This is a genomic window from Actinoplanes sp. NPDC049802, assembly GCF_040656595.1.
Taxonomy (GTDB): Bacteria; Actinomycetota; Actinomycetes; order Mycobacteriales; family Micromonosporaceae; genus Actinoplanes.
In genome coordinates, this window is sequence record NZ_JBFAMR010000134.1 from 1 (window position 1) to 11,971 (window position 11,971).

Consider the following 11,971-nt stretch of genomic DNA (forward strand, 5'->3'; position numbering starts at 1 on the left):
CGTGCAGGGCGATGTGTGCTCGGAGAACGTGACACCCGTAGTGGGTGTGACGACACCCGTTGCGGGTGTCACGTCTGCGGAACACAGATAGCCGAAATCCGTGTCCCGTCTCCCCGGACGGGGACTCGTCTCCGCTGCCAGCCGGTGACCGTGATGGTGGTGTCGCGTGCCACGGCTGGCCGGCGCCACACGCTGGAATTCAGGGCCAGCGTCAACGGCGATGCCGAGGGGGCATCGCGGCCGGCTGGGTCGTTTTGCCGGTCTTGCTCAGGGACGAGCGCACGGTTCATGCAATGCCGTGTACATGCGTAACCGCCGCAGCGGACGGGTCTTCACCGGTCTTCGACTGCCGACCGCTGACCGCCGACCGCCGACCGCCGGTTATCGAAGCCCTGATTCAGGTCCGGTTCCGCTACCCGGCACCCGCGTCGTGAGGCCTGGCGAAGCGGGGCCGGATATGCGCTGGTAGTGAGCCTCTATTGATGAGCCGGCAGGGGCAGCGCCCACGACCAGTCGAACAAGACCAGCCAAATCCGGCAGTCCCTGCCGACCTGGTCCGGCTGGTCGTGGGGTTGTCTCGGGTGTTCGGAGGCGGCGCCGGGGATCGCCGGTCGAGATCGGCCGGGCCGGCCGGGATGGGCGACGGCCTTGAGCGGGCAGGTGGCCCGGCGGTCGCGTCACGGCCTCGCGTGGCAGATGATCGCGCGGCTCGGCGGGACGGGGTGGTTGCGGTCGGGGGCGGCGGGGCGCGTACCGGATGAGGAGCGTGAGTGAGGCCGGAACGGCGACCGCGGGAGGGGGAACGGTGGAGCTTCACTCATTCGGAGGAACGGGGTAATCCTTTTCGGTCGCGCGGCCCGTGATCCGATTCGAATCGATCATGAATGGACTGGATAACGGTCCGGTTGCGGTGGGGGAGCCGTCATCACTTTCAGGTGATCGGAATGGCGAAATTCGATCAGCTCGCTGTACCTTTGGTCCAGAAAAATCGGGACATCGCCCAGGTTTCCGGTGAGTAACTGATCGATGTCCCGGTCATTTCGGCCACCTGATTCGTTGATCCGGCACACCTGACTCGTTCGATCGGCTATGACTATGTGCGCAGAGTGCCCGGGACCGTTACGTTAAGTGTGTGCCCGATGGAGATCGCCATTGGCACGTATTAGTGTTGAGCTGGGCGGACAGACGTTTTCCCGGATCAATGGAAAATCTGTCGACCCGAGGTCGTCCGAATGGACACGGGGCGATAGAAAGGTATGTGCATCCAACGTTCCTGACAGGTCGACGAACCGGCCGCGAGCCGGCGTCCCTCGGCAAGGGTGGTGTGATGATCCGGGTCGTCGTGGTGAGAGACGAGGGATACTTCGGTGTCCCGGTGCGTGCGTTCCTCGAGGCCGAACCGGACATGCACTACGTCGACACCCTCCCGATCGGCGCCGATCTGGCGCCGCGCGCCGCCCAGCTGTGGCCGGCCGTCGTGGTGATCGACACGCAGTACATGGTGAGTCAGGTCCTGCCGATAGCCGACGAGTTGCACACCGCGATCCCGTCCTGCTCGATGCTGCTGCTGTGCGATCCGTCGAAACGCGGCATGCTCCCGCCCCGCCGGTGGAACGGCGGTCTGAACTTCCTGGTCAAGGACACGTCCCCGGCGATGCTGGCGGACGCGGTGCGGCGCCTGGCCCGCGGTGAGCGGGTGGTGTCGCCGATGCTCCAGGCCGCCTCACTGAACACCGACCGTGGCCTGAGCACCCGGGAGCTGGAGGTGCTGGGTCTGGCCGCGGAGGGCGAGTCGGTGAAGGAGATCGCCGGCCGGCTGTATCTCTCCGGCGGCACGGTGCGCAACTACCTGTCCGCGATCATCTCCAAGACCGGGGCCCGCAACCGGCTCGACGCGATCCGGATCGCCCGCAAGGAGGGCTGGCTCCGTTGACGGGAGCGCCCGGGTAGCGTGAGAAACGATGCCAATCCATCGACTCGACATCCCGGCGTTGCCCGTTCTGCTGCCCCTGGGCGTGCTCCTGATGATCGTCTCCACGGTGTTCCTGCGCCGCCGTGGGCAGTTGACCCCGGGCCGGCTGGCGGTGTTCTGGTTCGCCGGGTGGTATGCGGTGGCCATTCTCGGCGCGACGATGCTGCCGCTGAGTCTCGCCTGGGGCCCGGGCGCCGGCGGCCCGGATCTGGAGCGGATCCTCTGGGTGCCGATCGAGGACATGCGCCGCCGCGATTTCGTGCTGAACACGATGATGACGCTGCCGCTCGGCGCCCTGCTGCACATGGTGTTCGGGGTGCGCGGCTGGGGCCCGGTGGTGAACACCGGCTTCCTGTTGAGCGCCGGTATCGAGGCGGTCCAGTTGTTTCTGCTGCTGACCCTGCACGGCCAGCGCTGGGCGGACGTGCACGACCTGATGTCGAACACCTTCGGCGCGGTTGCCGGTTATCTGGTATTCCGCCGTCTCATGCGTTTCGCACATTTCCGCCGGGCAGTGGAAAAGTGTTCTTTCGACCGAACCGGCCGCGGTAGCCCGGTGGCGGTGCGATGACCCGGCGCCGCTGGCCGGGCCGGTCGCCGATCCGTTCGTAGAGGCGGCCGACCGAGGCGGCCAGGTGGTCGGCGTCGTACCGCACGCCGGCCGACCGGGCCGGCAGCCGCCGGCCGCGCCGTTCGGCGAGGCAGAGCACCTCGGCGCGCAATGCCCGTGGCAGCGACTCGCGGTCCGTGGAGAGCCGGTGGGTGCCGGGCACCCGGGCGCGGGCGGCCACCCGCTCCTCCAGCGGCAGACACGAGCCGTAGACGGCCGGCAGCCCGGACGCGATCGCCTCCAGGGTGGCCGTACCGAAGGCGGTGTGGTCGGGTGAGGCGAAGACGTCCATGGCGCAGAGCATCTCCCGTGGGTGGGCGACCGCGCCGGCGAACAGCACCCGGTCGGCGACGCCCTCGATCACCGCGAGCCGTTCCAGGTCGGCGCGTGCCGAGCCGTCGCCGACCAGCAGCAGCAGCGCGTCCGGCACCTCGGCGACCGCGCGGATCAGCAGGTCGAACCGCTTGTCCGGCTCCAGCCGGCCGAGCCCGCCGATCACCGGCACGCCCGGCTCGGCGCCGAGGCGGGCCCGGGCCACCGCCCGCAGCGCCGGGTCGAACCGGAACTCGCGGGCGTCGATCGCCTTGGGGATCATGGTGATCCGCCGTTCCGGGACGCCCCACGAGCGCAGCCGGCCGGCGATCGCCGGGGAGGTCGCGATGGTGACCTGGCCGAGCCGTTCGGCGGCCAGGTAGAGGGCGCGGACCGTGGGGGAGGACCGGCGGCCCTCGACGCTGTCGGCGGACAGGCGGTGCTCGGTCGCGACCACGATCGGCACACCGGCCAGCCGGGCGGCGATCCGGCCCTGCACGCACGCCCGGTAGAGGTGGGTGTGCACCACGTCGTAACGGCCGGCGCGCATGAGCCGCCACAGCCGCCGTACGGCCGCCGGGTCGTGGTCGCGTGTCGTGGCGATCCGGTGCACGCGGACGCCGTCCGGCTCGCCCGTGTCCCCGGCCGGGGACAGCGTCACCACCTCGCTCTCGTACGGCAGCCGGCGCACCAGCAACCGCAATTGCTGTCCGGCTCCACCCGGCTCCAGCGTGCTGATCACATGCAGCACCCTCATCGTTTTGTCCCCCGGTCGCATTCTCGACAGAACGCTTGCGACACCCGCGCCCAAGACGCTGCCGGAAACAGCGTCGCAACGGAAGTCGCAGATGTCACGCCTAAGGTGAGTCCTTCTCATCGTGGATATGACATGCTCCGCCGAATGGTCACCCGTGACCGCCCGTAAGTATCTCGCGGAAATGCCGATCAAGGCCGTGTCCTCAATAGAACGGCGAACATGAGTTTTACTCGCGTAGCCCATGACAATTGCTACTGTAATCCGCCCTCGCTGACTGGAACGCTAAATTTGCGAAAGGTCGAAAGGGCGTAACGCAGACGAGTCGCTGCCCGCATTTCACTGTCCGGAAATGCATTTGCGCCGACTCGTTTTTCCTTGTCGAGCGAAGGATCCGCGGCCGGCCGCGCCGGCATCGTACGAGGGGGAATCCATGCAGGAACGGCGACGAGCGTCCGGCGACATGAGCGCCGACGCGACTCCCGGCGAGTGGCGCGGCCCGGGCCCACACCCGGTCCCGTGGCACCGCCGAGCCCTGCCCGGCCGCGCCGCACGGGCGGCCACCGACGCGGCGGCGCTCGCCGCCGCGCTATTGATCGCCACGCTGCTCCGGCACGACGGGCACGTCGGCGAAGTCGACTTCATCGGCCTGGTGACGCTGTCCGCGGTTGCGGCGGCCGTGCACACCGCGGCCGGCATCAACTTCGGGCTCTACACCGGGCGCTGGGCGTACGGCTGTTTCGAGGAGATCGCCGCGCTGGTCAAGACCGCCGTCGTGACCGTGCCGGCGCTGCTGGTCCTGGACACCGTGCTGGGCCGGCTCGTGCCCCGTTCGGCGATCATCGCGGCCGGCATGTTCGCGCTGGTGCTCACCGCCGGGATCCGCTATCTGGTCCGCTCGCTGCAGGACAGCCGGCTGCGGCCGTCACCGGAACACGGCGCCCGGGTCGTGGTGATGGGCGCCGGGGAGGGCGCCACCTCCGTCATCCGGGCCATGCTGCGCAGCCCCTCCAGCCCGTACGTGCCGGTGGCCCTGCTCGACGACGACCCCGCCAAGCGGACGTTCCGGGTGATGGGCGTGCCGGTAGTCGGCAACCGCGACGACATGGCCGACGTGGTGCGCCGGTTCCGCGCCGAAGCCGTGGTGATCGCCATCCCCAGCGCCAGCGCCGACCTGATCCGGGCGCTCACCGAACTCGCCCAGCCGCTCAACGTCGACCTCAAGGTGGTTCCGCCGGTGGTGGAACTGTTCGGGCGTACCGTCCGGGTCGAGGACATCCGGCCGGTCAGCCACGAGGACCTGCTCGGCCGCCGCGAGGTCGGCATCGACCTGGAGGCCGTCGCCGGTTACCTCTCCGGGCGCCGCGTGCTGGTCACCGGCGCCGGCGGCTCGATCGGCTCCGAACTGTGCCGGCAGGTGGCCCGCTTCAACCCGGCCAAGCTGGTGATGCTGGACCGCGACGAGTCCGGCCTGCACGCCGTACAGCTGTCCCTGGACGGCCGCGGCCAGCTCGACGACCGCAACCTGGTCGTCGCCGACATCCGCGACCAGCAGCGCCTCGACGAGGTGTTCGCCGAGCACAAGCCGCACGTGGTCTTCCACGCCGCGGCCCTCAAGCACCTGCCGCTGCTGGAGATGCACCCGTCCGAGGCGCTGAAGACCAACATCATCGGCACGTACCAGATCCTGCAGACCGCGATGCGGCACAACGTCGACCGGCTGGTCAACATCTCCACCGACAAGGCCGCCGACCCGTGCAGCGTCCTCGGCTACTCGAAACGGATCACCGAGCGGCTCACCGCGGCCGCCGACTCCCTGGCCACCGGCACGTACTGCAGCGTCCGGTTCGGCAACGTGCTCGGCTCCCGCGGCTCGGTGCTCACCGCGTTCGCGGCCCAGGTGGAGGCGGGCGGCCCGATCACCGTCACCCACCCGGACGTGACCCGCTACTTCATGACCGTCCAGGAGGCGGTGCGGCTCGTCATCCAGGCCGGCGCGCTGGACAGCAAGGGCGAGGTGCTGGTCCTCGACATGGGCGAGCCGGTACGCATCGCCGACGTAGCCAAGCGCCTCGCCGACTCCGCCGACCAGCACATCCAGATCGTCTACACCGGTCTGCGGCCGGCCGAGAAACTCGCCGAGGTGCTGCTCGGGCCGGACGAGCCGGACCACCGGCCCAACCACCCGCTGATCTCCCAGGCGCCGGTGCCGCCGCTGGACGGGGCCGTGCTGTCGCTGCTCGACCCGTCGTCACCGCGGGAGGACCTGATCGCCGTCCTGCACTGGCTCGCGGAGAGCCCGGCGCTGCCGAAGCGGCCGCACCCGGTCATCGCCGGCAAACAGCGCCGTCCCGAGACCGCCGCCGTCCCGCCGGGCCGGCGTCCGTGAAGAACAGGCGCTACGGGCGCCGCCTCCGCAAGGCCCGGAAACTGATGAAGGAGAACACACCCATGCGGGTCGTCATCGCCGGTCAGGGATACGTGGGACTGCCGCTCGCGGTCCGCGCGGCCGAGGTCGGGCACACCGTCGTCGGCTTCGACGTCGACGACGAGCGGATCAAGCGGCTCGCCGCCGGCGAGTCGTACGTGGACGACGTCTCCTCCGCACATCTGCAACGGGTCCTGGCCGACGGCTCGTTCCACCCGTCCGCGGACCCCCGCTCGTGCGCCGGGTTCGACATCGCCGTGATCGCGGTGCCGACACCGTTGCGCGACGGCAGCCCGGACCTCAGCTACATCGAGGACGCGGCCCGTACCCTGGCCCGCTACCTGCGCCCGGGCGCCACCGTCGCGCTGGAGTCCACCACCTACCCGGGCACCACCACCGAACTGGTCGCGCCGCTGCTGGAGGAGGGTTCCGGGCTGATCGCCGGCGTCGACTTCCACCTCGGCTACAGCCCCGAGCGCATCGACCCGGGCAACCGTGAGTGGAACCTCGCCACCACCCCGAAGGTGGTCTCCGGCATCAACCCGGCCTCGCTGGAGCGGGTCCAGTCGTTCTACGCCTCGGTCGTCGAGCAGACCGTGCCGGTCTCCGACCCGAAGGTCGCCGAACTCGCCAAGCTCCTCGAGAACACGTTCCGGCACGTCAACATCGCCCTGGTCAACGAGCTCGCGGTGTACGCGCACGACCTCGGCATCGACGTCTGGGAGGCGATCGCGGCCGCCAGCTCCAAGCCGTTCGGGTACATGCGGTTCACGCCCGGCCCCGGCGTCGGCGGGCACTGCCTGCCGATCGACCCGTCCTACCTGTCGTGGCGGGTGCAGCGGACCCTCGGCCAGAGCTTCCGCTTCGTCGAGCTGGCCAACGACATCAACAACCACATGCCGGACTACGTGGTGCGCCGGCTGGTCGCCGCCCTCAACCAGCGGCGCAAGGCGATCAACGGCTCGACGGTCCTGCTGCTCGGGCTCGCGTACAAGAAGAACAGCGGCGACGCCCGGGAGTCGCCGGCCCGCCGGGTCGCCGCGCTGCTGCTGGACATGGGTGCGGACGTCCGGGCCGCCGACCCGCACGTGGTCGAGGACGCCCACGTCGACAGCCGGGTCGAGATGGTGCCGCTGACCGCCGACCAGATCGCCGCCGCCGACGCCGTGGTGCTGCTCGCCGACCACGACGCCTTCGACCTGGACCTGGTCCTCGAGCACGCCGCCTACGTGCTGGACACCCGGCGCCGGCTGGCCGGTCCGGCCGTCGAGTCGCTGTAGCTCGCCGCAAGAGAAGAGGTAAACCGTGCGCCTGATCTGGAACGCCGTCAACCGGCTGACCGCTCTCCTCATGCTTCTCCTGCTCGCCCCGGTGATGCTGGCCCTGGCCGCCTGGATCCGGATCGCCGACGGCAAGGGCGTCCTGTTCGTCCAGGACCGGGCCGGCCGGAACGGCGTCCCGTTCCGGATGCTCAAATTCCGCTCGATGGTGCACAACTCGGTGGCGATGAGCGCCGAACTCGGCATCGACGACCCGTTCGGCCTGGTCGAGAACGACCCGCGGATCACCCGGTGCGGGCGCTTCCTGCGGCGTAGCAGCCTGGACGAGCTGCCTCAGCTGATCAACGTGCTGCGCGGGCAGATGAACCTGGTCGGCCCCCGCCCGGACGTGCTGCCGCAGGTCGCCCAGTACTCGCCGGAGGACGCCCGCCGTCTCGAGGTGAAACCCGGCATCACCGGCTGGGCACAGGTCAACGGCCGTGACGACATCGACTGGGCGCAGCGGTTCGTCCTCGACCGCTGGTACGTCGACAACTGGTCGCCCCTGCTCGACCTGAGAATCATGTGGCGGACCGCGATCAGCCTGAACCGGGGCGAGCCGCCGGTCCACGTCGACCAGCTCAACATCACCCGCCAGCAGGCCGTCGCGGAACCCGCGCCCGCCGAGGAAGTCAGCCGTGTCGGCTGAGATCGGCTCGGAGTTCCACTGGGACCCGGCCGCCCTGCTCAGCGCCGAGCGGGGCGGCCTGCCCGGCTGGCTGCCCACCCGGCGGGCGCTGTTCGCCACCGGGTGCGGCGCGATCAGTTCGCTGCTGCGCTCGCTCGCGCCCGGCCGGCTGCACATGCCCACCTACTTCTGCGCCGGTGTGGCCGAGGCGCTCGCCGCACAGGTCCCGATCGCCTGGTACCGGCACCTGCCGGACGGTCGCGGGCCGCGCTGGGACACGCTGCGCCCCGCCGACGGCGACGTGGTGCTGGCACAGAGCCTGTTCGGGCGCGACGACGGCGCCGCCTGGGACGTGTGGATGCGCGCGCACCCGGGCGTCACGGTGATCGAGGACCATTCGCACGACCCGTTCAGCGCCTGGGCCTGCGCCAGCACGGCGGCGTACGCGGTGGCGTCGCTGCGCAAGACGCTGCCGCTGCCGGACGGTGGCCTGCTCTGGTCGCCGCGCGGGCTCGACCTGCCCGCACCGTCCGGGCCGGGCTCCGGCGGCGCCGAGCTGAAACTGACCGCCATGCTGCTCAAGGCCGCCTGGCTGGACGGGCGGCCGGTCCCCAAGGACCACTTCCGGGAACTCCAGCAGCGCGGCGAGCACCGGCTGCTGGGCAGCACGGCCGCGGCGAGCGCGTTCACGACCGCGGTGCTGCCGCTCCTCGACATCGCCGGGATCCGCGCGGCGAGCGCCCGCAACGCCGCCGAGATCGCGGCTGCCCTGGACGGCCGGGTCACCTCCGACGGCTTCCGCGTCCAGTTGACCTGCCCCTCCGGGGAGGTACGCGACGCGCTGCTCGCCCACCTGGCCCGGCACGGCATCTACGCGCCCGTGCACTGGCGGCAGAACCGGGCCGGGTTCTGGAGCGGCGACGACGAAGCGGCCGCTCTGGCCGAGCGGATGCTCACCCTCCCGGTGGACCATCGCTGCGGACCGGGGGATCTGCGACGCATCGCGGAGACCATCGAAGGATTCGCTCGCATGGATCTTTTCGGGGTCATATGATCCGAGTGTGACCGATCGATCCACTGAGCGTGATCTTGTGGGGGTTGAGCGATGACCTCCATGAGCTGGTTCGCGCTGGGGATGGCGATCTTCGGGGCGTTCAGTTACGCCACCGGATCGATCCTGCAGGCCGTCGGCGCCAAACGCAGCCACAGCACGGCCAGCACCCTCGGCCACCCGCTCTACCTGATCGGCATCGGCTTCGACATCATCGCCTGGGTCGGCGCCATCGTCGCCCTCCAGCATCTCGCTGTCTACGTGGTCGAGTCGGTCCTGGCCGGCTCGCTCGCCGTCACCGCCGTCTTCGCCTGGCTGTTCCTCGGCTCCAAGCTGCGCCCCCGCGACGTGGCCGCCATCGTCTGCACCACCACCGCCCTCGGCGTCCTGGCGCTCTCCGCCGGCCAGCAGCACGAGATGCTGCCGTCCACCCGGGTGCGGATCGGCCTGGTCGCCGCCCTGCTGTGCCTGTGGCTGCTCGGCTGGGGCGCCACCAGGACCGGGCGGCCCGGCCTGATCGCGATGATCGGCGGCTTCTCGCTCGGCGGCGCGGCGATCTCCGGCCGCGCCCTGCAGTTCCCCGACGAACAGATGCGGCAGGCGTCCACCGCCGTCGTCGCGGTCGTCACCGAGCCGGTCACCTGGACCATGATCCTGTTCGCGCTGACCGGCATGCTGCTCTACGCCAGCGCGCTCCAGGGCGGCGAGGTCGGCCGGGTCACCGCGGTCCACTGGACCGGCGAGGTGGTGCTGCCGTCGATCATCGCGCTCACCCTGATCGGCGACACCGTCCGACCCGGCTGGGAGTGGGCCGCCCTCGCCGCCGGCGTGGTCACCGTCGGAGCGGCGATCGTGCTGGCGTCGGCGCCCGCGGCCGTCGCCCCGGCCGGCGACGAGCCCGCGTTCGCCACCGCCGGGACGGCCGTGGCGGTGCCGCCACCTCGAGCCGGGATGGCGCTGGTCCCGGCCGAGGCGTGGCGGCTCGCCATTCCCGCCGACGCGTATTGGCCGGCGCTGCAGCCGCCGCTCGTCCGCGGCTACGGGACGATTCTGTGGTGGGGATCGCCGATCACGCCGCAGCCGCTGTGGATCCCCCCGGACCGCACCCTCAGCCCGCCCGGCGCCATCCCCGCCTGGGCCGGCCCGCAACTGCCCGAGGCCCGGACCACCGGGACGTCCCGGACCGGCCTGCGCCGGGCCCGCCGGCTTCCCGCACGACGGCACGCCGCCCTCCCGGCCGCCCGCCGCTCCGGCTCGCACGCGGCCTGATCCCGTCCCACCGGGGCCACGCGACAGATGCCAACTTCGGCGCGCGATGTGCCGAATCCGCCCTGCCCACCGGCCCGCCGCAGTAGCATCGGCACCATCGTTGAGCTGTGGTGGTCGATGTGAATCTGCAGTGGTGGTCGATCGAGATCCTGGACGGGCCGCGCTCGTCGGCCGCGCGCTGGCGCGACTCGCACGAGCAGGTGCTGCTGTCGGCGGCCGTCTCGCACGGTGCCCAGCAGTGGTCCTGGCACGAGTTCCGCTGGGGCCTGGTCCTGGAGATCGCCTTCAAGGACGCCGAGGCCTGGCTCGCCTTCCGGGAGCTGCCCGCCGTGCAGGCTGCCCTCGACGCCGTGCCCGACCCGGTCAACGGCCTGATCATCCATCCCGGCCGCGGCGGCAGCGCCGGCGACCTCCACCCGCGCCGCCCCCGGCCCACCGCCGGTGCGGGCGCCGCGCCGATACCGTGCGAACCGGTCCGTACCCACGTCACCCTGGCCGAGACCGAGCCCGCCCCCACCCGCGGCGGTGTCCTGATCCACACCGCCTGACCAGCCTCGCTCCGCCCACGTCCCCGGCCGCGCCCCGGCCGGGGACGTCTTTCCCGCCTGACCTTCGCGGCGCGCGCGCCGAAGACCCCGTCGTGCGTGCGCCAGGACGTCTTCTTTCGCCTCCTTTTCAGTACGCCGTCGGTGCTCTGCCGTGGAAGACCCGCGAACTCCTGCCGGGTCCTGGCCGTGCCGCGCCCGCCGGGCTTGAGCGCGGGCGATCCCGGCTGGCCGTCAGGGCGGTCTCGGCGCTGTTGAGGCAGCGCTGACATAGATGATGTTCATGTGCACCTCCCGCGCCGGGGTCTGACCCAAGCTCTGACTGACTTCGGGTCTTTAAAGGGATCTGTCCCTGCTGGCAAAATCTCTCGCCCTCGCCCTCGCCCTCGCCCTCGCTTTCGCCCGCCCGTGCCGGTCAGGTGGGCGTGCACAGCGCACCGATCGTGTGCCCGGACCGCCGCTGTGACACCCGTGAACGACCACGCAGAGCCTTACGTGCGCGCCGGCCGGCACCTACCGGCCGCGGGAAGGCACGGAGAACAATCGGCCATCAGCATCAGAGCTGATCCTGCTGGCTTGTTAGTAGAGACTTGCTTGAGCGTGTATCCGGTTCAGTCCCGGGCCGTCAGGCCTCACGACGCGGGTGCGGGGTAGCGGACACCGGACGTGGATCAGGGGTTCGATGACCGGCGACGGCGACGGCGACGGCGACGGCGACGGCGATCGGTGGTCGGCGGTCGACGGCGATCGGTGGTCGGTGGTCGGCGGTCCAAGACCGGTGAAGACTCGTCCGCTGCGGTGGTTGCGTATGTGGACGGCATTGTGTGAACGGCGGTGCTCGTCGCTGAGCAAGACCGGCGAAGTGACCCGGCCGGCCCGCGAGGGCTCCTCGGCGACCGCTGCTGACGCTGCCCCCTTGAACTCCAGAGTTCGGCATCGACCGGCCGCCATACGCGACCACCATCACGGTCACCGGCTGGCCGCGGAGACGAGTCCCCGTCCGGGGAGACGGGACACGGATTTCGGCTATCTGTGTTCCGCAGACGTGACACCCGCAACGGGTGTCGTCACACCCGCTACGGG

The 11,971-nt window shown here is 70.7% G+C and carries 9 protein-coding genes; 8 read left to right on the forward strand and 1 reads right to left on the reverse strand.

Annotation, left to right across the window (positions count from 1 at the left end; translation table 11 throughout):
* The first annotated feature begins 1,327 nt into the window (after positions 1 to 1,327).
* Positions 1,328 to 1,933 carry a response regulator transcription factor gene (locus AB0I88_RS40025; RefSeq protein WP_361037315.1) on the forward strand — a complete coding sequence of 202 codons (606 nt, stop codon included), beginning with the start codon at positions 1,328 to 1,330 and terminating at the stop codon, positions 1,931 to 1,933.
* A gap of 106 nt (positions 1,934 to 2,039) precedes the next feature.
* Positions 2,040 to 2,543 (forward strand): VanZ family protein, encoded by a 504-nt coding sequence (locus tag AB0I88_RS40030; protein ID WP_361037317.1) that lies wholly within the window; start codon positions 2,040 to 2,042, stop codon positions 2,541 to 2,543.
* On the opposite strand, the gene AB0I88_RS40035 is transcribed toward AB0I88_RS40030, so the two are convergent.
* Positions 2,458 to 3,651: a glycosyltransferase gene (locus AB0I88_RS40035; RefSeq protein ID WP_361037319.1), complete on the reverse strand. Its 1,194-nt coding sequence runs from the start codon at positions 3,649 to 3,651 to the stop codon at positions 2,458 to 2,460. The two genes, AB0I88_RS40030 and AB0I88_RS40035, sit on opposite strands and share 86 nt — an antisense overlap.
* Before the next feature lie 460 nt (positions 3,652 to 4,111).
* Between AB0I88_RS40035 and AB0I88_RS40040 the strand changes: the two genes are divergently transcribed.
* The 6 genes from AB0I88_RS40040 (at position 4,112) to AB0I88_RS40065 (ending at position 10,891) form a co-directional block, all read left to right on the forward strand.
* Entirely contained in the window at positions 4,112 to 6,037 is a 1,926-nt protein-coding gene (locus AB0I88_RS40040) for a nucleoside-diphosphate sugar epimerase/dehydratase (RefSeq protein WP_361037321.1), read from the forward strand.
* A gap of 62 nt (positions 6,038 to 6,099) precedes the next feature.
* Entirely contained in the window at positions 6,100 to 7,356 is a 1,257-nt protein-coding gene (locus tag AB0I88_RS40045) for a nucleotide sugar dehydrogenase (protein WP_361037323.1), read from the forward strand.
* A gap of 25 nt (positions 7,357 to 7,381) precedes the next feature.
* The gene (locus AB0I88_RS40050; protein ID WP_361037325.1) at positions 7,382 to 8,044 is read left to right on the forward strand and encodes a sugar transferase; all 663 of its coding nucleotides are present in this window, start codon (positions 7,382 to 7,384) and stop codon (positions 8,042 to 8,044) included.
* Positions 8,034 to 9,077 (forward strand): hypothetical protein, encoded by a 1,044-nt coding sequence (locus AB0I88_RS40055; RefSeq protein ID WP_361037327.1) that lies wholly within the window; start codon positions 8,034 to 8,036, stop codon positions 9,075 to 9,077. The genes AB0I88_RS40050 and AB0I88_RS40055 overlap by 11 nt, the downstream gene beginning before the upstream one ends.
* A 51-nt stretch (positions 9,078 to 9,128) precedes the next feature.
* Complete coding sequence (locus AB0I88_RS40060; protein ID WP_361037329.1) at positions 9,129 to 10,343, forward strand: hypothetical protein; 1,215 nt, start codon at positions 9,129 to 9,131, stop codon at positions 10,341 to 10,343.
* A 107-nt stretch (positions 10,344 to 10,450) separates the two neighbouring features.
* A complete protein-coding gene (locus AB0I88_RS40065; RefSeq protein WP_361037331.1) occupies positions 10,451 to 10,891 on the forward strand; it encodes a hypothetical protein in 441 nt (146 codons plus the stop codon).
* Positions 10,892 to 11,971 lie beyond the last annotated feature (1,080 nt).